This window comes from Vibrio qinghaiensis (assembly GCF_002257545.1).
Taxonomy (GTDB): domain Bacteria; phylum Pseudomonadota; class Gammaproteobacteria; order Enterobacterales; family Vibrionaceae; genus Vibrio; species Vibrio ordalii.
Genome location: NZ_CP022741.1, coordinates 82,531 through 105,629 on the forward strand (window position 1 = coordinate 82,531; position 23,099 = coordinate 105,629).

Genomic DNA, 23,099 nt, shown 5'->3' on the forward strand with positions numbered 1-23,099 from the left:
GAGAGAGGGCGGCCTTAGCCGCCCCATTTATCTGATGCTATCTCAACGCGGTTTTACCCTACTCGAAATACTGCTGGTGCTCGTGCTGCTCTCGCTCAGTGCTGTGGCCGTTATATCGACGCTACCTAGCACGAACAACGATGATGCGAAACAGTACGCGATGAGCCTTTATCAGCGTCTACAACTGAGCAATGAAGAAGCCATTCTCAGTGGCAAAGATTTTGGTTTGCGGGTCGATGAAAAAAAATCGCATCTGGTTTTCCTATCGATGGAGGACAAGGGATGGCAGCCACTAGAGAGCAAGAAAATGGCTTCACAGCTCCAACTGCCTGAGGGATTATCTCTCCAGTTTGAGCTGGGAGGAAACACATGGAAAAACGATGATCGACTCTTCAAACCGGGCAGTCTGTTTGATGACGATAAGTTTGCTGATGAAGGCGAGCAAAAAAAACAATTACCACCACAAGTGTTTATTTTATCAAGTGGTGAGCTGACGCCTTTTGTCCTGAGCATCCACCTTAATCAGCAAGATGCAGAGCAAGGCTGGCGAGTGGTAGTGAAAGAAAACGGGGAAATCACGCTGTTCGCTCCGGGAGATGCGATCGATGGGTAAACAAAAAGCGATGACGCTGTTAGAAGTCTTGGTGGCGCTGGCTATTTTTGCCACCGCTTCCATCAGTGTGATTCGTTCGGTCAGCCAACACATCAATACCGTGAGTTATTTGGAAGAAAAAGCGTTTGCCGCCATGGTGGTCGATAACCAGATGGCGCAAGTGATGCTTACTCCTCAAAACGTACAAGCGAAAAATGGCAGTGAAGTATTGGCGGGTCGAACCTGGTATTGGAAAGTCACTTTAGTACCCACTGCGGATAATTTATTGAAAGCTTTTGATGTCAGCGTGGCTAGTGAAAAAGAAGGATCACCTTTGGTGACGGTGAGAAGTTATGTCGCCAAATAAACAAAGCAAAGGCTTTACCCTGATTGAAGTGCTGGTGGCGATTGCGATTTTCGCCAGTTTGAGCGTTGGTGCTTACCAAGTATTGAACCAAGTCCAGCGCAGTAATGAGATTTCAGCCCAACGTAGCCAACGTTTGAATGAATTGCAGCGTGCCATGGTGTTAATGGATGGCGATTTTCGGCAGATGGCAACGCGTCAATTTCGCACCAATGGTGAAGAGCCAAGTCAACAGATGCTGATTTGGAAAGAGTACTTGCTCGACTCTGATCAAAAAGGAGTGCTGTTTGCACGCTTAGGTTGGCATAACCCACAGCAGCAATTTCCACGCGGGGAAGTCACTAAGGTCGGCTACCGAATTAAAGAGGGCGTGTTAGAGCGTATATGGTGGCGTTATCCTGATACTCCCGCAGGGCAAGAAGGGATTATCACGCCATTGTTACATGATGTTGAGTCACTGTCGCTGCGCTTTTATAACCAAGCTCAATGGAGTGAAGAGTGGAGTGATGGCTTGAAAATCCCACAGGCGGTGGCCGTGAAATTGGCGCTGAAAGATTATGGCGAGATTGAGCGTATCTACCTTACTGCTGGTGGTGGCATCAATTTGACTAATAAAGAGGCTGATAATAATGGCGCACCCTAATCGAGCCCAACGTGGTGTGGCGTTAATCGTTATCTTGTTGTTGTTGGCGATTATGGTGTCGATTGCCGCAACTATGTCCGAGCGTTTATTCACACAGTTTCAAAGGGCGAATAATCAAATTAGTTATCAGCAAGCCTATTGGTATAGTGTGGGCAGTGAAGCTTTAGGCAAAGTTGCTATTGAGCAGAGCTACAAAGACAGCGAAACGATTAACTTAAGTCAACCTTGGGCGATGAAAGAGCAAACGTATCCATTGGATTACGGCACTCTGAAAGGGCGCATCCTTGATAAACAGGCTTGTTTTAACCTGAATGTACTCTCGAGAGCCAGACCTGCGGCAGGGAGTGTCGAAAAACCCTATTTGGTGCAGGTGTTGCAACGGTTATTGGAAGAGCTTGAGGTTGAAAGCTATCAAGCCGAAGTGATTGCCGATTCGGCTTGGGAGTATATTGATAGCGACTCAAACGTACAGTCCTCTTATGGCGTAGAAGACAGCCATTATGAATCAATGTCTCCTGCTTATCTGGCGGCGAATAGTTTACTTGCGGATAGCAGTGAGCTGCGCGCGGTTCAGCAGGTGAGCGGGGATGTAATGAATAAAATAGCACCTTATATCTGCACTCTCCCCACTGATGATTGGCGTTTGAATATCAATACCTTGGCCCCCGATCATGCCAAGTTATTGGTGGCGATGTTCAGCCCGCATTTAAGTGAAGGGGATGCAAAAAACTTACTCGAGAGCCGACCATTTGATGGCTGGGCTTCGGTAGACAATTTTCTCGCAGAGGCCGCATTGGCTGCTGTGGAGAGCAAAGTGAAAGAAGAAGCGAAACAGTACTTAGCTGTCGATAGTGCTTATTTTGAACTGGATGCTCAAATCTTGGTTGATGACTCGCGAGTTCGTATTCGCAGTTTATTGTTTAGTGATAATAGAGAAACCGCAACGGTCATACGCCGTCGCTTTGGAGGGATCAGTGAGCGAGTTTCTGACCGTTCGGCTGAGTAGTCAACAAGACGCTGAAATACCTTGGCTGGTGTGGTCAACACAGCAGCAAGAAGTGATTGCCAGCGGTGAAATATCCGGATGGGAGCAGCTATCTCAGCTCTCTAGCTATGCAGCTGAACGCGCCACGATTGTGCTGCTTGCTGCCAGTGATTTAGTACTGACTGAGGTCGCGATTCCATCAGGGGCGGCTCGTCGTTTAGAGTCAATGTTGCCTTATCTAATCGAAGATGAGATCGCACAAGATGTGGATGAGCTGCATTTTTCAATTTTGCATAAAACCGCTTCCACTGCTTACGTTGTCGGGGTGGATCGTGCTTGGTTGCGTACCCGCTTAGATGAGCTCAAAGCCGCGGGTTTTGACGTGAAAAAGGTATTACCGGATGTGTTGGCTATCCCTGCATCAGAGGGGTTGTCGGCACTGCAGATCGGCCAAGAATGGTTAATCCGTAAAGGTGAGTATTTAGGGGTGAGCATTGAACCGCAGTGGTTAACGCTGTTTAGTGCTTCAGAATGGGTCAAGCAAGAGGGGCACTATTTACCGCTAGAGGCGTATACCCCGCTCCCTGAGCTGACACTGGCTGAAGGACAACATTGGCAACAAGCCGAGCCTCATTTAGTCATGGCGCTGCTGACTCAGCAAGCGATAGCGAGCAAGGTGACTTTACTGACGGGAAGTTTTAAAACCAAGTCCTCGTTTTTGAAGCATTGGCAAGTATGGCAAAAATGCGCATTAGCGGCCGCGGTGTTGATTGTAATTTCAACCAGCCACCATCTTTTGCAAGCAGGGCACTACGAAGCGCAAGCCGATGCTTATCGAGCGGAGAGTGAACGTGTTTTTCGCGCGGTTTTCCCTGATAAACAGAAAATACCCACCATCAGTTACCTGAAAAGACAGATGAACGATGAAGCCGCTCGACTCTCTGGCGGCGGAGCTAATGGGGCGATGCTAGAGTGGTTGTCGAAACTACCCAGTAGTGTCGGCAGCGTACCGAATATGCAGTTGCAAAGTGTTAAATACGATGGTAATCGGGGTGAAATTCGTCTTGAAGTTCAAAGCAATGATTTTGAAAGCTTTGAACAAGCGCGCCTTAAATTGGAAAAGCAGTTTGTGGTTGAGCAAGGGCAGTTAAACCGCTCGGGTTCTGTAGTCAATGGTACCTTCATACTGAAAAGCCAGTGAGGTTAGTGACATGAAAAATAGCCTGAGCGCACTTCAACAACGATGGGTGGCCTTTTCACCCCGTGAACAAAAATTACTGTTAGGTGGTGTGTCGCTGTGTGTGGTTGCGATCATTTATTGGGGTGTTTTAGCGCCACTTAATCAGAAAGCTGAGCTTGCGCAAGCCCGGATTATCAGTGAAAGACAATTGCTTAATTGGGTGACGGATAAGGCTGATGCTATTATTCAATTGCGCGCACAAGGTGGCGTGGTAGCAACGGCGCAACCGCTCAATCAAGTCATCTCATCAAGTGTGCAGCGTTTTCAAATTGAGCTTATTCGTATTCAACCGCGTGATGAAATGATGCAGGTTTGGATACAACCACTTCCTTTCTCTAAATTGGTGGATTGGCTTGCCTTTCTAAAAGAGCAGCAAGGTGTCGATGTCGAGTTTATGGACATCAACCGTGCTCAGCAAAGTGGCGTTGTCGAAGTAAAACGCTTACAACTGAAGCGAGGTGGTGAGTGAAAAAGAAATTGCTCTATAGCGGGTTCCTTGTCATGGTTTTTCTCATCAGTGTGGTCGCGCATATTCCTGCCTCCTTGGTGATGAATCAACTCTCCTCTTCCGAAGTCATGCGTGTCACTGGTGTTGACGGTACGGTGTGGTCTGGTAGTGCTCAACAACTGTTTTGGCAAGGGCAAAATGTCGGCGATCTCAACTGGGACATCCAAGTATTGCAACTGCTGATGGCCAAGTTTGAAGTGGCGGTACGCTTTGGGCGTGGTGGTGATATGGGGGTTCGTGGCAAAGGCAATCTTGGCCTTGGGTTTGCTGGCCCCTACGCGGACAAGGTTGTGGTTTCTGTCGCGGCTAATAAATTAGCGGCGCTGTTTCCTCTGCCTGTGCCAGTGACTTTTCAGGGGCAAGTCGAATTGTCGCTAAACCATTACCGCTATGATAGCCCGTGGTGTGAATCTGCCGAAGGCTCACTTGCGTGGACCCATGGCCGAGTTGACTCACCTTTAGGAGAGCTCTCGCTTGGTCCGGTAGTGGCAGATCTGCAATGTCAAAGCAATCAGATGACATTGAACGGCCAGCAAAACAGTGAGCAAATGAGCAGCGAGTTTGCCCTGCAGTTGCAACCAGACATGAGTTACAGTGCAAAAGCGTGGTTTAAACCTGAAGCGCAATTCCCACCCGAAATGGCGGAGCAATTACAGTGGATTGGAGCGCCAGACAACCAGGGTAAATATCAGTTTAATTATCAAGGCCAGCTTTGATTGGTTTTTTAACCGTCATCATTTCATACCCCCAATAAAAATGCTGAGTCTATTGCTCAGCATTTTTATTGGTAATGGCCGTTATGGTTTGACTTGTAAAATGGTATTCCAAGGCAAATCAGCATCCCCTAACACAATAAAGTTGGGGTTTTCTAACGTTTCACGCTCATTGTAGGACAGCGGTTGCAGTTGCGTGTTAAGGATGCGTCCGCCCGCCTCTTCTACGATGCATTGCGTGGCGGCGGTATCCCATTCACCGGTTGGGCCGAGACGCAAATAGCAGTCGACAGCACCTTCCGCGACTAAACACGCTTTCAGCGCTGCCGAGCCCAGCGGCACTAACTCATAATTCCATGCGCTGCTCATGCAACTTGTAATACGGTTAATATCTTGGCGGCGACTGATCGCAATCGCAATGGATTGCCCAACGGTTTCGTGCTTGTGTGTTTCAATACGCAAGCTTTCAGACATGTCGGGGATCTTCCATGCGCCTTTGCCTGCGTAGGCGTAGTAGGTCACGCCAGAAACGGGCCCATAGACGACGCCCATCACTGGTTGGTTCTCTTCGATCAGTGCGATAATGGTGGCAAAGTCGCCACTGCGCGCAATAAACTCTTGCGTACCATCAAGCGGGTCAACCAACCAGTATCGCTGCCATTGGCTGCGTTTTTCTAGGCTAATGTCCGCCGCCTCTTCCGACAAAACAGGAATATTGGGCGTGAGTTCACTCAGTCGTTCGCAGATCAGTTTATGCGCAGCAAGATCAGCACTGGTGACTGGGGTGTGGTCACTTTTGGTGAACGCTTCGTAGTTTTTCTTCTCATAAATATCGAGAATCAATTGCCCGGCAGAGCGAGCGATTTCAATTACGTCAGGCAGTAAGTAAGATAAATTATTGGCTGTTGGCATCATCAATCCTATAGCTCTACTTTGTTATTTTAGGCTGCGCAGAGCAAGCAGTAGTGCGGTAATGCTTCGGGCTTCACAGAAATCGAGGTGAGTCAGTAGCTCTTCTGCTTGGGCCAGAGGCCAGCGAATGACCTCTAAAGGTTCGGGTTCATCGCCTTCCATTACTTCTGAGTATAGATCTTGTGCTAAGAAGAGTGTCATTTTGCTCGAAAAGTAAGAGGGGGCAAGTACCACCTCTTTTAAGGGGGTTAAGGTGCTTGCGCCAAAACCAATTTCTTCTTTGAGTTCACGATTTGCTGCTTGTTGCGGGCTTTCTCCTTGGTCAATCAAACCTTTAGGGAATCCGAGCTCATAGCGTTCAGTACCAGCGGCATACTCTCGAACCAGCAGTAAATCTCCTTGTGCCGTTACTGGCACCATCATGACTGCATGCCGGCCGCTCGGTTTCATTCGTTCATAGGTACGCTGTTCGCCGTTAGAAAAGCGTAAATCTAATGATTCGATGGTAAAGAGGGTCGATTGAGCTGCCGTTCTTTGAGCTAAAATTTCGGGCAGTTTTTTGGTTGGCATACACTAATTCCCGTAAGGCAAATGACTTTTCTAACTATATGAGAAAATGACCTTAATTGAAAAGGACTTGAGCGCGGCAAATGATTTTAAGTATAAAAAAGCCGAGAATCGCATCTCGGCTTCGTTTTTCTGTAATCCACGTATCTAGCGAGTCACTAGTAGTAAGAGTGCTCACCACGATCGTGTTCAGTGGCATCGCGAACCGCGGTTAATTCGCCTTCAAATTGTTGAAGCAGTTCTTTTTCAATGCCTTCTTTGAGGGTGACATCGACCATTGAACAACCGTTACAGCCGCCACCAAAGGCGACAATCGCAATACCATCTTCGGTGATTTCAACCAAGCTGACATGACCACCATGGCCAGCTAACTGCGGGTTAACTTGAGTTTGAATCGCGTATTCCACACGTTCAATCAGGCTTGCGTCATCAGACACTTTACGCATCTTCGCATTCGGAGCTTTAAGTGTCAGTTGTGAACCCATTTTATCAGTGACGAAATCGATCTCTGCGTCTTCTAAAAACGGCAAGCTCAGTTCATCGACATACGCAGAAAAACCTTCAAAGGCAATTTCAGTATCAGTCGCTTCCACTGCCTCTGGTGGACAGTAAGAGACGCCACACTCTGCATTTTGAGTGCCTGGATTGACCACAAAAACTCGGATGTTAGTACCATCAGGCTGTTGCCCAAGCAACTTGCCGAAATGGGTTTGGGCTGTTTCGGTAATAATAATAGAATTTGACACGACGAATACCTGAGTAAATTTATAGGTTATTATTTGCCATTCTACTCCTGAAACACGGCGGATCCAGTCCTTTTTACGCGCTAAATAAAACCGTGTTGGTTAATCTTTAGGTTCAGGAGTGCGGCATATGCAGTAAATATCAATCCTTTCGACACCGACTTCAAGCAGTAATTGACAGATTTGCTGCACGGTACTGCCCGTGGTCACTACATCGTCAACAAGTGCAATGTGCTTGTGCGTGGGAAGGTGCCGTAGTGTGAATGCATGTTTGAGATTTTTTTTGCGCTGTAATTTAGAAAGCCCTTGCTGCTGGGGCGTTGCGCGATTGCGTTTGAGCAACTGGTTATCGCAGCTAGCCCCCAGTTGTTGACTTAATTGAGAGGCAAGTAGTGCACTTTGATTGAAGCCGCGTTTTAAGCGCCGTTGCCAGTGCAGCGGAACGCTAGTGATGAGCGGGGCGGGAGTATCAACCCTTGGGACAAGCAAGGCACTCAAATGGCGAGATTGCCAAAATTGCCCTTCATATTTAAGTTGATGAATGGTGTGATTGAGCGGAAAAACATAGTCACCGACACAGTATAAGCGTTGCCAAGGCGGAGGGTTCGTTAAACATTGCCCGCATTGAGGCACGCTGATAAGCGTTGGCAGGCCGCACTGTTGGCAGCGAGGTTGTGGTGCAAAATAGGTTAGGCAGGTCTTGCACCAAGACCCAGTTTGGTGAGTTTCAATCGGTAAACGACACAGTAGACACTGACGGCTTACCAAGCGAGTGATGGTTTTTTGAACCCAATGCGATAACATAACTCAACCAAAGTTGTGAAACGAAGTGTGGTTATACTCTTGCAACTTAAATCAGTCTTTGTGTTGACCGTGATTGCAAGTGAGTGAGTGTATGATCGGTGTTTTTTCAGCGAAGAAGTGTGAATTTAGTCGGAGAATTTGTGAGCATGGCCACAGCGTTATATTGGCAAGCCTCAGGCGAGGGCGATGATCTTGTCTTGGTGCACGGTTGGGGGATGAATGGTGCGGTATGGCAGCAGGCGGTCGATGTGCTTAAAGGACATTTTCGTGTACACGTGGTTGATTTGCCCGGTTATGGTCACAGCGCTGCTAGCCACGCCGCTGATCTAGAAGAGATCGCGCAAGCGCTAATCATGCAAGCGCCTAAACAAGCCATTTGGGTCGGTTGGTCTTTGGGTGGGTTAGTGGCGACTCATATGGCACTGCATCACCCAAGTTATGTGAGCAAATTGGTCACTGTGGCGAGTTCTCCTAAATTTGCGGCACAGAAACCGTGGCATGGCATTCTCCCTCAAGTGCTCAGTGCCTTTACTGAACAGTTAATGGACGATTTTCAGGCTACTGTTGAGCGCTTTATGGCGCTGCAAGCGATGGGCAGCCCTCAGGCAAAGCAAGATGTGAGATACCTAAAACAAGCGGTGTTATCACGGCCAGCGCCGAACCCACAATCATTGTTAGCGGGTTTGGTCATGTTGGCCGAGGTGGATTTGCGCCAGCCGTTGACAGCACTCTCGATTCCCATGCTTCGTCTATATGGTCGGCTTGATGGTTTGGTGCCGGTTAAAGTGGCGCAAGAGTTACAAAAAACCTTGCCCAATAGCGAGCAGTACATTTTTGGCAATTCTTCCCACGCACCGTTCATCACAGAACTGGACGATTTTTGCCAGCAGCTCATCGCTTTTGCACGTTAACGTATTGATACACATACATGTCTACCTACAGGGTCAAGCCGTTGGGTACAAATGTTAAATTAAGAATAAATTTGCTAAAAGTTTGAGCAGTCTGGTCGATATAAAGTCTAACCCAGTAGTGCTGAGCGAAAGCAGGTCTATCGGGGCGGGCGATACTGAGGAGGTTTCGGCTATGATGGTGTCACCAACGAACGTAAGTGTGCCACTTATCGCCCCATCGGTTAATGTGCAAACGGAACAGGCCGCGCGTGATAATCGGATCCGCGCCCCTGTGATGCCAACCGTCGAACTGGCTAAAACCAACGCGGAACGTAAGGTAAAAGCGGATGATAAAAGACGAAAACAGTCGTCATGGGACCCTTCAGAGCACCCAAGCTATGAGGTTGGCACCGAATACGCAACATCGACTTCTTATCAAGAGGAGCAGAAAAGCGAGCTCGAAAGGCTGTTTGACTTGCTCGCTCTCGCCACCTACAGCAAGGATCAAGGTAAAGGCTATACGATGCGGTTTAGGCTACCTAAACACATTATTGATGCTGCGATAACTGAAGGCAAAATGGCGCGCCGGCGAACTGTAATTAAGTACTATTATGGTCACGCGGTTGCACCCAATACACCTTCTGAAGTGATTGCGGTGTTGTAGGTCGATGAATACGGCCTATCGCGATAAATAAAATCCCCACTTAGGCGTTTGCCACAGTGGGGATTTGTGTTTTTTGCGGCTCTGGTATAAGCGACGCGGTTAGGTGCTTTTCACTGTGATTCGTTTATCCAGTAAGTTACGCATATCCAGTAAGTTACGCATCGCCGCTATTTTTTCGCTTTAGCAAAGGCGGCGGCGAAAGCTCCACCCATTGCCGCGTTTTGTTGTGGCTCTTCACGACGGCGTTGCGATTGGCTACTATTTTGATGCGAACGCGTGTTGCCACTTGTTGCGCCAGAGCGTTGGCTGCGGTTATCTTGCCCCGGCTCATCGTTTAAGCGCATCGAGAGTGCAATGCGTTTTCGCTGCACATCGACTTCCATCACTTTGACTTTGACGATGTCGCCTGCTTTCACCACTTCACGCGGGTCGGCAATGAAACGATCAGTCAGCGCAGAGATATGCACTAAGCCATCTTGGTGAACGCCAATATCGACAAAAGCACCAAAGTTGGCCACGTTCGATACCACGCCTTCCAAAATCATCCCAATTTCCAGATCTTTCATTTCAGTCACGCCGTCAGCAAAGGTCGCGGTCTTAAACTCAGGGCGTGGATCGCGGCCCGGTTTATCGAGCTCTTTGATGATATCAGTGACAGTCGGCAGGCCGAAATGCTCGTCGGTATAATCGACGGCGTGTAAATTGCGCAAAAACTCACTATTGCCGATCAGTGCTTTGATCTCTTTGCTATTTTTTTCGGCGATGGCTTTCACCACTGGATACGCTTCTGGGTGAACCGAAGAGGCATCGAGTGGATTTTTACCATCCATAATGCGTAAGAAGCCCGCACATTGCTCAAATGCTTTTGGCCCTAAGCGCGCGACTTTTTTCAATGTAGCGCGTGAGGCGAAGCGTCCATTTTCATCCCGATAATCAACGATGTTTTGCGCCAGTGCGTTAGACAAGCCAGCCACGCGTGTTAACAGCGCGGCAGAGGCGGTATTCACATCCACGCCGACCGCGTTGACGCAGTCTTCAACAATCGCATCTAAGCGTTTGGCGAGCATCGACTGGCTGACATCGTGTTGGTATTGGCCCACACCGATCGATTTCGGATCGATTTTCACCAGCTCGGCAAGTGGGTCTTGCAGGCGGCGAGCAATCGACACCGCGCCGCGTAGCGACACATCCATATTGGGGAACTCTTTGGCCGCCAGTTCAGAGGCTGAGTAGACCGAGGCCCCTGCTTCGCTGACAATGATTTTCTGCACTTTCAGGTTGCCGCGCTTAATGACATCGGCGACAAAAGTATCGGTTTCGCGCGATGCGGTACCGTTACCAATCGCAATCAAATCAACGTTAAATTGACGTACCAACTGTTCAACAATTTTCGCTGATTTGTCATGTTGGTTATGCGGCTGATGCGGATAAATCGTCTCGGTCGCCAGTACTTTACCCGTGGCGTCCACTACCGCAATTTTCGAACCCGTTCGCAAACCAGGATCCAAGCCGAGAGTGGCGCGTGGGCCAGCCGGTGCGGCCATCAACAAATCTTTTAAGTTGGTGGCAAACACTTCAATCGCTTCGATTTCGGCACGCTCTTTCATTGCGCCCATCAGTTCGGTTTCCATGTGCATTGACACTTTAATGCGCCACGCCCAACTGATCACTTGCTTGCGCCACCCATCGGCAGGGGCGCTGCTTAAGTGAATGCCATAGTGTTGCGCAATCAGCGTTTCGCAATACGATTGGCGCACGCCCTCTTCTTGCTCTGGGTCGGCATTCATGCTCAAGCTTAAAAAGCCTTCATTGCGGCCGCGAAGCATGGCCAATGCTCGGTGTGAAGGCACTTTACTGAGCGTTTCATTATGCGCGAAGTAATCTTTAAATTTCTCCCCGGCTTGCTCTTTGCCTTCGACCACGCGAGAGACCAATTCGGCACTGCGCGTCAAATGACGGCGCACTTTGTCCAGCAAGTTGGCATCTTCAGCAATACGTTCCATTATAATGGCGCGTGCACCATCCAGTGCTGCTTTGATATCACTGATCCCTTTCTCAGTGCTCACATAGTGTGCGGCCTCGGTTTCAGGGTCGGTTTGCGCTTCATTCCACAGCTTGTCTGCCAGTGGTTCAAGCCCTGCTTCAATCGCAATTTGACCTTTAGTACGACGCTTAGGTTTGTAGGGTAAATAGAGATCTTCAAGGCGAGTTTTACTATCCGCTTGGTTGATCTCTTGTGCCAGCTCGGCGGTGAGCTTGCCTTGTTCTTGAATCGATTTCAGAATGGTTTGGCGGCGATCATCGAGCTCGCGCAGATAGGATAAACGGCTGTCTAAGGTACGCAGTTGGGTGTCGTCTAGCCCACCCGTGACCTCTTTACGGTAACGGGCGATAAAAGGAACGGTGTTTCCGTCATCAATAAGTGTGACAGTCGCTGTCACTTGCTCAAGACGCACATTTAGCTCTTGTGCGATCAATTTGCAGATAGCTTGGCTCATCCGTGGTTTCTCTTTTGTAGTTCAGTAGCACCACCACTCAGGGTGGTTTGAATAGGGTAACTATTGGGGCACGTTAGACTTATTTCTAGTCTAACGGCGCGCTGTTATGAGATTAGTGAGATAACCTTCTACCCGATTGTGCCAAAGAGGTCACGTAACGCGTGTGATTTTGATGTCATTTTTCAGCGTTGGCAGCGCTAAAACCGAAGATGAGTTTGGTGGCTAAAGATAAGTTCAGTCAGTTGGTGCCGAGCGAAAATGACAGTATAGTAGCAAGCCATCGTGATGAATGTATAACCCGCGGCTACCTTGAATGTGCGGCGCTGTGTAATGGGAAAAGATCTTGAAGACCAAACTGATTACCCGTGAGGGCTACAATAAATTAAAGGCAGAGCATGACCATCTTTGGCATGAAAAACGGCCAGAAATTACCAAAATAGTCACTTGGGCTGCTGGCCTCGGGGATCGCTCTGAAAACGCAGACTACACCTTTAATAAGCGTTTACTGCGGCAAATTGATCGCCGAATTCGTTTTTTGAGAAAATTTTTACCGGAAGTGACGATAGTTGATTATTCGCCTCAACAAGAGGGGAAAGTGTTTTTCGGTGCTTGGGTGGAAATTGAAAATGAAGCGGGTGATGTAAAGCGCTTTCGCATTGTGGGCCCAGAAGAGATTTACGGTGACGCGAAAGATTACATCTCCATCGATTCACCGATGGCGCGTGCTCTGCTGAAAAAAGAGGTTGATGACGAGGTGCAAGTGCCCACGCCCACAGGGATCAAAGAGTGGTTTATTAACTCGATTGAGTATGAAAAAGGGCAGTGAACGGAGTATTCGGTTCAAAATATTCCTCGGTCGCTCATTTTAGCCATCTCACTTGCTTCGCAATGCCTCTAACGGTTTGTTCAGCACGGCGGGTAGCGAGTAGAGCAGCAGTAGGGCGTGGTTGATCATGACAAACGCGGGGTCCATGCCCTGCAGTGCGGTGGCAAATACCACCGATTCTCTAGCACTTCAGGTTGTAGTGTTTGCGTTTGGCTTTCTCCGGTGTCGATATGACCGCTGGCAATGATGATGGTTTAGGCTATCGCAGGGTTTAAACGCGTCCAACCGACCAGTAATAACGCAGCAAAGGCCAACCAAACTAAAGTAGCGCACACTAGTGTACTGGTGAGGGGCAGCCGGTAACTGAAATAGTATACTGCCAACAGGTATGCCGCATACGGGATAAGCGAGTAAAGGCCAAACAATGCGGTGGTGCGTAGGTCTTCCATTGTGCGTTCGGTGCCGACAATGTAATGCGCAATCAGAGCGAAGGTAGGAAACAGCGGTACAAGACCAGAAATAAAAAAGCTTTTGCTTTTAGAGAGCAGGGCAATGATTAACACTGCAAGCGCACCAAGTAGGCACTTGAAAAACAGAGCCGCCATGACATGTCCTTTTGTCAGAATAGGGTAAGTGTTGCCCACTATAAATCACTCACTGAATAAGTAGAAATGCTCATTGGCGGGTTTGTTATTTTCTCTGCAACATTTCTTCAAATCCAAGTAAAATGGCCGCCACTCTTTTTATTCTGCGGCATGTTGTATCATGCGGCTTGGTTGGGCAAAGATGAAATTAGGAAAACGGCTCACGCAACTAGTACAGCAGATTAACTGCCATTACGATCATATTTGGGATGGTTGTTGTGATCACGGTTTGCTTGGCGCGGCGTTACTGAAGCGCTGTCCAAATAGCGTGGTGCATTTTGTTGATATTGTGCCAGCGTTGATTGAAAAGGTGACGCTCGATTTAACGCGCCATTTCCCTGCAACGGCGGCGTTACCGCGCTGGTACACCCACTGTCTTGATGTGCGCGATCTGCCGCTTGATAGCTATTCTGGCTCGCATTTGGTGATCATCGCCGGGGTTGGCGGTGATTTAATGAGTGAATTCATTGCTGCGCTGGTTGAGCGTTATCCACACCTTGTATTGGATTTTCTGCTTTGTCCTGTGCATCATGGTTACACCTTACGTGAACAGTTGATGACACTGGGTGCGAGATTAAAACAGGAACAGTTGGTGGAAGAAAATCAACGGATTTATGAGCTTTTGCACCTGCAGATTAATTCGTCTAAAGCACAAGATGAAATACCCAAACCATCTCCACTTAGTTTGGTTGGCAGCGCGATCTGGCAAGTGGCCAATGATGAACAACAGATGATCGCCCAGCGTTATCTGACGCAATTGCAACAGCATTATCAGCGTAAAGCACAAGGCGGCGATGTTAGCGCGCAGAAGCGTTGGCAAGCCTATCAGCAGGTTAATATCACTTCTCAGTAGACTCTGGTTCTACTTTGGTAAATTAAGGCATACATTTAATGTTAGCGATAAATCCTCATTAACAGGCGTAATGACTCTGATGGTCCACCACCCTTTAATCTTTTAGGGGGAATAGTTGCCTGAGAAGATACATGATGGGTTTAGCATTGATCAAAACGAGTATCACTCGAGCACTTATATTGCCTTTGGTTTAGGCTATCGCTATTGTTTTAGTCGCTTTGACAAAGAGGTTAACGGATGAGTGACGTGATTGCCGTTTGTATCTAATAATCATGAATCATGCGTGCTAAAAGACATAAACGTTAACAATTCTTTGCATGATTTTAGTCGCAACGGTGTTACATTTTACTCGCTCGGTTTGATATTGGCTTGAGTTCAGAATTAGGTGGGATCTCAGATGCAAGAAAACTATAAAATTTTAGTGGTGGATGATGATGCGCGTTTACGTGCATTGCTTGAGCGTTACTTGTCAGAGCAAGGTTTTCTGGTGCGTAGTGTCGCTAACAGCGAACAGATGGATCGTCTGCTCACTCGTGAAAACTTCCACCTAATGGTGCTTGATTTGATGTTGCCGGGTGAAGATGGTTTGTCTATTTGCCGCCGCTTGCGTAACGCCAATAACATGTTGCCGATTTTAATGCTGACCGCTAAAGGCGACGAAGTGGATCGTATTGTTGGCTTGGAGGTGGGTGCGGATGATTACTTGCCCAAACCGTTTAACCCGCGTGAACTACTGGCGCGAATCAAAGCCGTGCTACGCCGCCAAGTGATTGAAGCCCCCGGCGCGCCAAGTGCTGAAGAATCGGTGGTTGAGTTTGGTGAGTTTCGCCTGAATTTAGGTACCCGCGAAATGTTCCGTGGCGATGAGCCAATGCCGCTCACTTCCGGTGAATTTGCCGTATTGAAGACCTTAGTCACCAATGCGCGTGAGCCGATGTCGCGTGATAAGTTGATGAATATGGCAAGAGGGCGTGAATACTCCGCAATGGAGCGCTCGATTGATGTACAAATCTCGCGTTTACGTCGCATGCTTGAAGTGGATCCAAGCAAACCACGCTATATACAAACGGTGTGGGGCTTAGGTTACGTTTTTGTTCCAGATGGTAAAGAGTCTTAAATTTCAATCAGCTCCTATCGGTTAACCGACAGGAGCTTTTTTGTCGCCTTTTTGATAGTACGTTCATCGCAGGTTTTCCTATGCGCATTCGCAGTTCCTTTACTCAATCGATTTTGCTCTTCTTCTCATTGCTGATCGCCAGCCAAGCTTATTCTTATTACGCCGTATTTAACTATGCCTTGATGCCCAGTTTGCAGCAGTTCAATAAGATTTTGGGCCATGAGATCAACCTAATGCTGGATGACGCGGCGAACAATACATCGGAGCTGGGGATGGACGCCTTACAGCGCCGCCGAGTGTTAGAGCAGCTGGGCGTCACCATTCATAGTGAAGAGAGTGAGATGGCCCAAGAGTATCATGACGCCATCAGCATTGATTTGATGAGCGAGGAGATGAGTAATGAGCTCGGCTCGCTGACCGATGTGCGGATGATTTTGGGTAAAGAGAGTTATATTTTATGGATGAAAGTGGACTCTTTTCCGGGTTCATTAATACGCATCCCTCTCTCTGAGCTGCAAAAAGAGGATTTTGCGCCACTATTTCACAATAGTTTGGTGATGGCGTTACTGATCGTCTTAGGGGGATGGTTGTTTATTCGTCTGCAAAATCGTCCCTTAATTGCCTTAGAAAAAGCCGCCAAAGCCGTTGGCCGAGGTGAGAACCCGCCGCCATTGCCGCTCAAAGGCGCTTCTGAAATTCGCGCGGTGACGTCGGCGTTTAATCAAATGTCGAGAGGGATCCAAGCGCTTGAAGAGGATCGCTCATTATTGATGGCGGGGATCAGCCACGACTTACGCACGCCGCTGACCCGCATTCGTTTAGCAACGGAAATGATGTCTCCAGAAGAGAGTTATCTCGCCGAAGGGATCATCAGTGACACAGAAGAGTGTAACCAGATCATCAGCCAGTTTATGGACTACCTTAAACCGGTCAATAAACAGACCTTTACCGCCGTTGATCTCAATGAGATCGCCAATGATGTTGCTACCGCCGAAGGGGGCTACGAGATCAAAATCGATGTCGAACTGCATTTACCAATGCAGCCAGCCTTTGGCAACCCGATCGCCATTAAACGCGCGGTGAGCAACTTAGTGGTGAACGCCATTCGTTATGGTAATGGTTGGGTTAAGGTGAGTACGGGCAGTACCGCAGATAACAAAATGGCTTGGGTTTGTGTGGAGGATAATGGCCCGGGTATTGATCCTAGTCAAGTGAGCAAAGTGTTTGAACCTTTTACGCGTGGTGATACCGCGCGTGGTAGTGAAGGCACAGGGCTTGGTTTGGCGATAGTGAAACGGATTGTTAGCCAGCATCATGGCAGCGTTGTGGTGAGTAACCGCAGTGAAGGTGGCCTCAAAGCGCAACTGAGCTTCCCGACCAAATAGGCTTAGTCACTCAATAACACAATGGGCTCAACTGAGCCCATTGTGTTTACGGTTTATGCCTTTTCGGCTACTGACCGAAGTTTTTGAGCACATCCATGCGATCAGTTGGTTTTGATCTCTTCGAGTCCCTCTTCGCGTGGCAATTTTTCTGGCAGCAGCAAGTTGAGCAAAATGGCGGTGATACCGCCAGCCGCTACGCCGGATGAAAAAATGCTCTTAATGAACTCGGGCATAAATTGCAGAATCTCTGGCTTTTGCGCAATGCCTAACCCCATCGAAAACGACAGCGCCATGATTAAAATCGCGCGGCGGTCGAGATCCACTCGGGAAATAATCCGCACACCCGCGGCTGCAATGGTGCCGAACATGACGATGGTTGCACCGCCAAGTACCGGTTCAGGAATCAATTGTACAAAGCTTGCCACGCCCGGGAACAGGCCGAGTAACACCAACATGGCGGAAATAAAGTAACCCACATAACGGCTGGCAACCCCGGTGAGCATAATCACGCCATTGTTTTGGCTAAAGGTCGAGTTGGGAAAACTGTTAAAGACCGCCGCCAGCGCTGAGTTCAAACCATCAGCCAGCACACCACCTTTAATGCGCTTCATGTAAATCGGCCCTTTGACGGGCTCGCCCGACACTTCAGAAGTGGCGGTGATATCACCAATCGCTTCCAATGCGGTGATCAAGAAAATCAGTACCAGAGGAATAAAGAGTGACCAATCAAAACCTAAACCAAACTGCATAGGTATTGGTAGGGCAATCAGGGCAGTTTCACTCAGTGAATCAGTGTTCACCATTCCCATCAAGTAGGCCATGATGTAACCGACGAACATCGCAATCACAATCGATGCTACGCGAATGTATGGGTTACTTGAGCGGTTGAGCAGCACGATAAGTCCAAGCACGGTTCCCGCCAGTGCCAGTTTGTCTAAGCTGCCAAAAGTGCCATCGCTGAGCGCAGCATAGCCGCCACCCATAGAAACTAAACCGACTTGTACCAGTGTTAAGCCTATCAGGGTAACCACAATGCCCGACACCAGCGGCGTGATCACGCGGCGCGCGTATTGCAGCACTCGTGATAATAGGATTTCAGCAAAAGAGGCGACTAAAATGGTGCCAAAGATCGCCGCCATCATAGTGCTGATATCTGCACCACCCGCTTTTAATGACAAGCCTGCGCCAATAATTGGCCCAAGAAAGTTAAAACTGGTGCCTTGGATAGAAAGTAAACCAGAGCCAATTGGGCCAATGGTGCGGATCTGGATAAAGGAGGATAAGCCAGAGGCAAACAGTGACATGCTGATGATGGTGTTGGTCTGCTCGGCAGAAACACCAAGTGTTTGGCAAATAATGAGCGAAGGGGTGATGACCGCAACAAACATGGCTAGCAAATGTTGTGAAGCGGCGAAAATGGTTTGGGGTAGCGGTGGCCTATCGTTGAGTTGATAAACCAAATCAGACTTACGCGAAGCGTTGTGGATAGTCATACTGTTTTCCTAATGGTGCGTTGTTGTCTTAGCGTTCGCTGAGTGGGAGCACTAAGTGGAGCAGACACGTCATCTGTGATTGCTGTTAATCAGAATCTGCTCGGACTGGATAAGTGAGTAGTTCACTAAAAAAAATTGGCGAAATTATAGAGGGTTTACGCAAGAAAGCAAACGTTTGCTTTCTTGCGTAAGTTTGCTGTGTAAGGGAGAGGAGAATACAGAACGAGCAATCTTATGCCTTGGCGTAGATGTCCTTCTCACCTAACCAGCGATCGATAATGGCGGTCGCATGGCTTGGATAATGGTCGTGTAAGTAGCGAGCAATGCGCTGTACTTCAGGAATTAAACCTTGGTCACGGACTAAATCCGCAATTTTGAAATCCGCAAGGCCGGTCTGTTTGGTACCAAGCAGCTCACCCGGCCCACGAATTTCTAAGTCTCGCTGAGCAATTACGAAACCGTCATTGCTCTCACGCAGTACACCCAAGCGTTTTTGCGCGGTTTTCGATAGCGGCGCATGGTAGAGCAATACGCAATGGCTGGCGACAGAGCCTCGCCCTACGCGGCCGCGTAATTGGTGCAACTGTGCTAAGCCCAAACGCTCAGGGTTTTCGATGATCATCAAGCTCGCATTCGGCACGTCAACGCCAACCTCAATCACCGTTGTGGCAACCAGCAAGTGCAGTTCATTGTTTTTAAAGGCTTGCATCACCGCTTGTTTTTCGCTCGGCTTCATTCGGCCATGCACCAAACCGATTTTGACATCGGGCAGAGTGCGTTGTAGCTCTTGCGCTGTGTCGGCGGCAGCTTGCGCTTCTAGCACCTCAGACTCATCAATCAAAGTACAGACCCAATAAGCCTGTTTTCCTTCACTCAAACAGGCATGACGCACACGCTCGACGATATCATCACGCTTTGTATCTGGGATTGCGACAGTTTGAATGGGCGTTCGTCCCGGTGGCAGTTCATCAATAACAGAGGTTTCTAAATCAGCGTAAGCGGTCATCGCTAAAGTGCGTGGGATCGGCGTTGCGGTCATGATCAACTGGTGCGGATATGCGCCTTGCTTCGCCCCTTTCTCACGCAGTTCTAAACGCTGGTGGACGCCAAAGCGGTGTTGTTCATCAATGATGACGAGCGCAAGGTGATGAAATTCAACTTGTTCTTGGAAAAGAGCGTGAGTACCCACTATCATTTTTGCCTCACCGTTGGCAATGCGAGCCAGTTCTCTTTCTTTCGCTTTGCCTTTTAATTTACCCGCCAGCCAGCCGACTTGGATGCCCATTGCTTCAAACCAGTTGGCAAAGTTAATTGCGTGCTGCTCGGCCAGCAATTCCGTCGGTGCCATTAATGCTACTTGATAGCCATGTTCGATAGCACGTGCGGCGGCTAATGCAGCGACCAAGGTTTTCCCTGAGCCCACATCACCTTGTACTAAACGCATCATGGGGTGAGCTTGTGCCAGATCGGCTTCGATCTCTGTCACAACACGTGTTTGTGCTTTAGTGGGAGAGAAAGGCAGTTGTGCAAGCAGTTGTTGCTTGAGTTTGCCAGACCCAGCCAGCGGCAATGCGATATCTTGCTGGCCTTGATGGCGTACAGCCAGCATCGAGAGGTTTTGCGCCAACAGCTCTTCCATAATTAAGCGAACCTGCGCCGGATGTTTCCCTTCATCAAACCGTTGCAGGTTAATGCCCGGTGGCGGCCGGTGAATGATGTGCAGCGCTTCAGAGAGCGTAATTTGGTGATCATACAACCCGGCAGGCAGCAATTCTTGTACGGCGGCTTTGTCGAGTAAACTTAATGCTTGATCAGTGAGTGTGCGTAGCGTGAGTTGGCGCAGGCCATCGGTTGTTGGGTAAACGGGGGTTAAGTTAGCTTCGACATCTGGCTGTTGCTGAGGAGCATAAAATTTATAATCAGGATGAACAATTTCAAGGCCGAATCCACCACGTTTAATTTCACCGTAAGCGTGCACTAACTTACCTTCAGCAAAATTGTTTTTCATCCCAGCAGTAAAGTTAAAAAAACGCAGCGTAATGGTGCCGTTACCGTCGCTTATTTTTACTGTGAGCATTTTGCGTTTGCCAAAAACCGTATCCACCGCCATGACTTTACCTTGCACAGCGGCCCAAAGCCCGGGATGCAATTTAGCGATAGGGTAGATCCGTGTGCGGTCTTCATAACGTAAAGGGAGATGGAACAGCAGATCTTGCACACTGATTAAGCCAACCTTTTCCAGTTTTTCAGCCACTTTAGCGCCCACGCCAGAGAGTGAGGTGAGAGGAATCGCGGACAGTAGCTGTGACATAACAGGGCTCATTAACAGTATCGTTATGTATTATTCAACCATCGAACTGTTTTTTTGTACAGCATAAAATCATGTAATGGTCGATAAGCGGCAGGCCATCGGCTAATTTGAATAGTGACGTCTAAAATGCAAGATGAGGTAGGGTCGGAAAATACAAAACCCCATGAGTGGTTAGCCGCAAGGGGTTTTATTTATTTGGATAGTTTAATTTTTCCGGCGTCGCACTTTCAGCGCATGAGGCATCACACGAATTTTTTTCATGATGTTTGCTAAGTGAATGCGATCTTTGGTGGTCAGCAGCACAGTGACAGTATACAAACGTCCATCACGTTCTTCGGTGGAGAGGCCATGAATGTTGGATCCCGTTTTCGAGATCACATTGGTCAGTTCCGCTAACGCACCTTGGTGGTTTTGCATGTCCACTTTCAGTTCGGTGATGAACTCTTGGTCGTAATCTTTAGACCACTCAACCGCCATGTAACGATCCGGCTCTTTTTGGTAGCCACGAACATTAGGGCAGGTTTCACGATGCACCACTAAACCACGGCCCGGTGATACGTGCGCAATGATGTGATCGTCTGGGATGGGGTGGCAACAGTTAGCAAACGTGAGCAAAATACCTTCAGCGCCGCGGATCGGCAGTTTCTTTTTCGGTTTGCCATCATTGCTTTCCACTTCGGTCAGCTCATCAGCATCGCCAAGCAGACGACGCGCAATGACAATACTCATCAATTCGCCTAAACCAATCGCTGCCAACAAATCATCGACAGTGGTCATTTTAAGCTCACCAATCACGTACTTGATGTTTTCTTCGCTGATGTCATTCAGCGATAGATCGCCCAGCGCATGATTGAGCAAACGACGGCCAAGTGTGATTGACTCTTCACGGCGCATGGTTTTGAGCACTTGACGTATCTTAGTACGAGCGCGAGACGTCACCACATAGTTGAGCCAAGCGGCATTAGGGCGAGCCCCAGGTGCGCTGATGATTTCAATCGTTTGGCCGTTTTTCAGCGATTTACTTAACGGATAAGGGTTTCGATCAACACGAGCTCCAACACAGGTATTGCCGACATCGGTGTGCACCGCGTAGGCAAAATCAACCGCAGTCGCCCCGACAGGCAGCTCAACGATGCGGCCTTTGGGTGTGAAGACGTAGATTTCATCAGGGAAAAGATCTGACTTAACGTTCTCAATAAACTCAAACGAGTTACCGGCGCTTTGTTGTAGCTCAAGTAGGCTTTGCATCCAGCGCTGTGCTTTAATTTGCGCGGTGGTGCCAGTGCGTTCGCCATTACCTTTGTAAGACCAATGAGCAGCCACGCCTTTGTCGGCCATCTGTTCCATGTCTTCAGTGCGGATCTGCACTTCAACTGGAACGCCGTGTGGGCCGACCATTGAGGTATGCAAAGACTGGTAGCCGTTCGCTTTGGGTACGGCGATGTAATCTTTCATACGCCCCGGGCGAGGTTTGTACAAGCTATGAACTTGGCCTAACGCACGGTAACAGGTATCTGCAGTGTCAACCACGACTCGAAAAGCGTAGATGTCCATAATGGTGTGAAAGCGCTGCTCTTTGGTTTTCATCTTGTTATAGATAGAGAACAGGTTCTTTTCACGGCCGACCACGCGTGCTTTCAAACCGAAATCTTGCAAGCGGCCTTCAATTTCACTGTGGATGCGTTGGATCATCTCTTTGCGGTTACCGCGAGCGGATCTTACCACCTCTTTCAATACGCGATAACGATTAGGGTACAGCGCTTCAAAGCCAAGCTCTTCTAGCTCAGTCTTGATGTTATGAATCCCTAAGCGGTGGGCAAGAGGTGCGTAAATCTCCAATGTTTCACGGGCAATACGGCGCTTTTTATCCGGGCGCAATGCGCCAAGGGTACGCATATTGTGCGTGCGGTCAGCCAGTTTGATAAGAATAACGCGAATGTCTTGCACCATAGCGAGCACCATCTTACGAAAGTTCTCGGCTTGTGCTTCTTTACGATCGCGAAATTTCAATTTGTCGAGTTTGGAAACACCATCCACCAATTCTGCCACGGCGTGACCGAATTGAGTTTCAAGGTCTTCTTTCGTTACATCGCAATCTTCGATGACATCATGTAATAACGCAGCTTGTAGCGTTTCTAAATCAAGGCGCATATCGGCCAAAATGCGAGAAACGGCAACAGGGTGAATAATGTAAGGCTCGCCACTAGAACGGGTTTGCCCTTCATGGGCTTCACGTGCGACCACATAAGATTGACGCAGAGCCTCAATTTGAGGCTCTGTTAGGTATTCTTGGACAACGTCTTTAAGGCTATCAAATAGATACAAATTATAGGCCCGGAAGGTTGTT

At 48.5% G+C, this 23,099-nt stretch carries 22 protein-coding genes and 1 pseudogene; 13 read left to right on the forward strand and 10 right to left on the reverse strand.

Annotation, left to right across the window (positions count from 1 at the left end):
- Positions 1–34 precede the first annotated feature (34 nt).
- The 7 genes from gspH to CCZ37_RS00425 are packed head-to-tail and all read left to right on the forward strand — an operon-like array spanning position 35 to position 5,048.
- Complete coding sequence (gene gspH / locus CCZ37_RS00395) at positions 35–613, forward strand: type II secretion system minor pseudopilin GspH (protein ID WP_010319320.1); 579 nt, start codon at positions 35–37, stop codon at positions 611–613.
- Positions 597–959, forward strand: a complete 363-nt coding sequence (gene gspI / locus CCZ37_RS00400; protein ID WP_017045697.1) for a type II secretion system minor pseudopilin GspI — start codon at positions 597–599, stop codon at positions 957–959. The genes gspH and gspI overlap by 17 nt, the downstream gene beginning before the upstream one ends.
- Positions 946–1,599 carry a type II secretion system minor pseudopilin GspJ gene (gspJ, locus tag CCZ37_RS00405; protein WP_010319318.1) on the forward strand — a complete coding sequence of 218 codons (654 nt, stop codon included), beginning with the start codon at positions 946–948 and terminating at the stop codon, positions 1,597–1,599. Before gspI ends, gspJ begins: the two co-directional genes overlap by 14 nt.
- Entirely contained in the window at positions 1,586–2,605 is a 1,020-nt protein-coding gene (gene gspK / locus CCZ37_RS00410) for a type II secretion system minor pseudopilin GspK (protein ID WP_094499485.1), read from the forward strand. The genes gspJ and gspK overlap by 14 nt, the downstream gene beginning before the upstream one ends.
- Positions 2,574–3,785, forward strand: coding sequence for a type II secretion system protein GspL (gene gspL, locus CCZ37_RS00415; RefSeq protein ID WP_094499486.1), 1,212 nt, complete (start codon positions 2,574–2,576; stop codon positions 3,783–3,785). Before gspK ends, gspL begins: the two co-directional genes overlap by 32 nt.
- 10 nt (positions 3,786–3,795) lie before the next feature.
- Positions 3,796–4,293, forward strand: coding sequence for a type II secretion system protein M (locus tag CCZ37_RS00420; RefSeq protein ID WP_094499487.1), 498 nt, complete (start codon positions 3,796–3,798; stop codon positions 4,291–4,293).
- Positions 4,290–5,048 (forward strand): type II secretion system protein N, encoded by a 759-nt coding sequence (locus CCZ37_RS00425; RefSeq protein ID WP_010319314.1) that lies wholly within the window; start codon positions 4,290–4,292, stop codon positions 5,046–5,048. Before CCZ37_RS00420 ends, CCZ37_RS00425 begins: the two co-directional genes overlap by 4 nt.
- An 81-nt stretch (positions 5,049–5,129) precedes the next feature.
- Here the strand turns inward: CCZ37_RS00425 and cysQ are convergent, their stop codons facing one another.
- From cysQ to CCZ37_RS00445, 4 genes are all read right to left on the reverse strand, one after another.
- The gene (gene cysQ, locus CCZ37_RS00430) at positions 5,130–5,957 is read right to left on the reverse strand and encodes a 3'(2'),5'-bisphosphate nucleotidase CysQ (RefSeq protein WP_094499488.1); all 828 of its coding nucleotides are present in this window, start codon (positions 5,955–5,957) and stop codon (positions 5,130–5,132) included.
- A 24-nt stretch (positions 5,958–5,981) separates the two neighbouring features.
- Positions 5,982–6,527: an ADP compounds hydrolase NudE gene (gene nudE / locus CCZ37_RS00435; protein WP_010319312.1), complete on the reverse strand. Its 546-nt coding sequence runs from the start codon at positions 6,525–6,527 to the stop codon at positions 5,982–5,984.
- A 155-nt stretch (positions 6,528–6,682) separates the two neighbouring features.
- Positions 6,683–7,270, reverse strand: a complete 588-nt coding sequence (gene nfuA, locus CCZ37_RS00440; protein WP_013855425.1) for a Fe-S biogenesis protein NfuA — start codon at positions 7,268–7,270, stop codon at positions 6,683–6,685.
- A gap of 99 nt (positions 7,271–7,369) precedes the next feature.
- Positions 7,370–8,071 carry a phosphoribosyltransferase family protein gene (locus tag CCZ37_RS00445; RefSeq protein ID WP_094499489.1) on the reverse strand — a complete coding sequence of 234 codons (702 nt, stop codon included), beginning with the start codon at positions 8,069–8,071 and terminating at the stop codon, positions 7,370–7,372.
- Positions 8,072–8,217: 146 nt separating this feature from the next.
- On the opposite strand from CCZ37_RS00445, the gene bioH reads away from it, so the two are divergent.
- Together bioH and CCZ37_RS00455 are read left to right on the forward strand one after the other, a co-directional pair.
- Entirely contained in the window at positions 8,218–8,982 is a 765-nt protein-coding gene (gene bioH, locus CCZ37_RS00450; protein ID WP_010319309.1) for a pimeloyl-ACP methyl ester esterase BioH, read from the forward strand.
- 172 nt (positions 8,983–9,154) lie between these two features.
- The gene (locus CCZ37_RS00455; protein ID WP_010319308.1) at positions 9,155–9,625 is read left to right on the forward strand and encodes a hypothetical protein; all 471 of its coding nucleotides are present in this window, start codon (positions 9,155–9,157) and stop codon (positions 9,623–9,625) included.
- 167 nt (positions 9,626–9,792) lie between these two features.
- Here CCZ37_RS00455 and CCZ37_RS00460 read toward each other — a convergent pair whose 3' ends face one another.
- Positions 9,793–12,123, reverse strand: a complete 2,331-nt coding sequence (locus CCZ37_RS00460; RefSeq protein WP_094499490.1) for a Tex family protein — start codon at positions 12,121–12,123, stop codon at positions 9,793–9,795.
- A gap of 343 nt (positions 12,124–12,466) precedes the next feature.
- Here CCZ37_RS00460 and greB point away from each other — a divergent pair, with 343 nt between their 5' ends.
- On the forward strand, positions 12,467–12,949 hold the full coding sequence (greB, locus tag CCZ37_RS00465; RefSeq protein ID WP_010319306.1) for a transcription elongation factor GreB: 483 nt from the start codon (positions 12,467–12,469) through the stop codon (positions 12,947–12,949).
- Positions 12,950–12,997: 48 nt separating this feature from the next.
- On the opposite strand, the pseudogene CCZ37_RS00470 reads toward greB, so the two are convergent.
- Positions 12,998–13,105: pseudogene (locus tag CCZ37_RS00470) on the reverse strand (AbrB family transcriptional regulator); the annotation flags it as partial.
- A gap of 98 nt (positions 13,106–13,203) precedes the next feature.
- Positions 13,204–13,554 (reverse strand): GlpM family protein, encoded by a 351-nt coding sequence (locus CCZ37_RS00475; RefSeq protein WP_010319305.1) that lies wholly within the window; start codon positions 13,552–13,554, stop codon positions 13,204–13,206.
- Positions 13,555–13,735: 181 nt separating this feature from the next.
- Between CCZ37_RS00475 and CCZ37_RS00480 the strand changes: the two genes are divergently transcribed.
- The 3 genes from CCZ37_RS00480 to envZ all read left to right on the forward strand — a co-directional run bounded on the left by CCZ37_RS00480 (position 13,736) and on the right by envZ (position 16,948).
- Entirely contained in the window at positions 13,736–14,446 is a 711-nt protein-coding gene (locus CCZ37_RS00480; RefSeq protein WP_208613920.1) for a tRNA (adenine(22)-N(1))-methyltransferase, read from the forward strand.
- Positions 14,447–14,843: 397 nt separating this feature from the next.
- Positions 14,844–15,563 carry an osmolarity response regulator transcription factor OmpR gene (gene ompR, locus CCZ37_RS00485; protein ID WP_010319303.1) on the forward strand — a complete coding sequence of 240 codons (720 nt, stop codon included), beginning with the start codon at positions 14,844–14,846 and terminating at the stop codon, positions 15,561–15,563.
- 80 nt (positions 15,564–15,643) lie between these two features.
- A complete protein-coding gene (gene envZ, locus CCZ37_RS00490) occupies positions 15,644–16,948 on the forward strand; it encodes a two-component system sensor histidine kinase EnvZ (RefSeq protein ID WP_094499492.1) in 1,305 nt (434 codons plus the stop codon).
- Positions 16,949–17,049: 101 nt separating this feature from the next.
- Here the strand turns inward: envZ and CCZ37_RS00495 are convergent, their stop codons facing one another.
- The 3 genes from CCZ37_RS00495 to spoT all read right to left on the reverse strand — a co-directional run bounded on the left by CCZ37_RS00495 (position 17,050) and on the right by spoT (position 23,077).
- The gene (locus CCZ37_RS00495) at positions 17,050–18,441 is read right to left on the reverse strand and encodes a uracil-xanthine permease family protein (protein WP_094499493.1); all 1,392 of its coding nucleotides are present in this window, start codon (positions 18,439–18,441) and stop codon (positions 17,050–17,052) included.
- A gap of 232 nt (positions 18,442–18,673) precedes the next feature.
- Complete coding sequence (gene recG, locus CCZ37_RS00500) at positions 18,674–20,752, reverse strand: ATP-dependent DNA helicase RecG (protein ID WP_094499494.1); 2,079 nt, start codon at positions 20,750–20,752, stop codon at positions 18,674–18,676.
- 204 nt (positions 20,753–20,956) lie between these two features.
- The gene (spoT, locus tag CCZ37_RS00505; protein WP_094499495.1) at positions 20,957–23,077 is read right to left on the reverse strand and encodes a bifunctional GTP diphosphokinase/guanosine-3',5'-bis pyrophosphate 3'-pyrophosphohydrolase; all 2,121 of its coding nucleotides are present in this window, start codon (positions 23,075–23,077) and stop codon (positions 20,957–20,959) included.
- Positions 23,078–23,099 lie beyond the last annotated feature (22 nt).

Bases quoted from the DNA above. Each gene is read 5' to 3' on its own strand.
- gspH (WP_010319320.1), top strand. From the start codon at position 35: ATGCTATCTCAACGCGGTTTTACCCTACTCGAAATACTGCTGGTGCTC.
- gspI (WP_017045697.1), top strand. From the start codon at position 597: ATGCGATCGATGGGTAAACAAAAAGCGATGACGCTGTTAGAAGTCTTG.
- gspJ (WP_010319318.1), top strand. From the start codon at position 946: ATGTCGCCAAATAAACAAAGCAAAGGCTTTACCCTGATTGAAGTGCTG.
- gspK (WP_094499485.1), top strand. From the start codon at position 1,586: ATGGCGCACCCTAATCGAGCCCAACGTGGTGTGGCGTTAATCGTTATC.
- CCZ37_RS00420 (WP_094499487.1), top strand. From the start codon at position 3,796: ATGAAAAATAGCCTGAGCGCACTTCAACAACGATGGGTGGCCTTTTCA.
- cysQ (WP_094499488.1), bottom strand. From the start codon at position 5,957: ATGCCAACAGCCAATAATTTATCTTACTTACTGCCTGACGTAATTGAA.
- nudE (WP_010319312.1), bottom strand. From the start codon at position 6,527: ATGCCAACCAAAAAACTGCCCGAAATTTTAGCTCAAAGAACGGCAGCT.
- CCZ37_RS00445 (WP_094499489.1), bottom strand. From the start codon at position 8,071: ATGTTATCGCATTGGGTTCAAAAAACCATCACTCGCTTGGTAAGCCGT.
- bioH (WP_010319309.1), top strand. From the start codon at position 8,218: ATGGCCACAGCGTTATATTGGCAAGCCTCAGGCGAGGGCGATGATCTT.
- CCZ37_RS00455 (WP_010319308.1), top strand. From the start codon at position 9,155: ATGATGGTGTCACCAACGAACGTAAGTGTGCCACTTATCGCCCCATCG.
- CCZ37_RS00460 (WP_094499490.1), bottom strand. From the start codon at position 12,123: ATGAGCCAAGCTATCTGCAAATTGATCGCACAAGAGCTAAATGTGCGT.
- CCZ37_RS00475 (WP_010319305.1), bottom strand. From the start codon at position 13,554: ATGGCGGCTCTGTTTTTCAAGTGCCTACTTGGTGCGCTTGCAGTGTTA.
- CCZ37_RS00480 (WP_208613920.1), top strand. From the start codon at position 13,736: ATGAAATTAGGAAAACGGCTCACGCAACTAGTACAGCAGATTAACTGC.
- ompR (WP_010319303.1), top strand. From the start codon at position 14,844: ATGCAAGAAAACTATAAAATTTTAGTGGTGGATGATGATGCGCGTTTA.
- envZ (WP_094499492.1), top strand. From the start codon at position 15,644: ATGCGCATTCGCAGTTCCTTTACTCAATCGATTTTGCTCTTCTTCTCA.
- CCZ37_RS00495 (WP_094499493.1), bottom strand. From the start codon at position 18,441: ATGACTATCCACAACGCTTCGCGTAAGTCTGATTTGGTTTATCAACTC.
- recG (WP_094499494.1), bottom strand. From the start codon at position 20,752: ATGTCACAGCTACTGTCCGCGATTCCTCTCACCTCACTCTCTGGCGTG.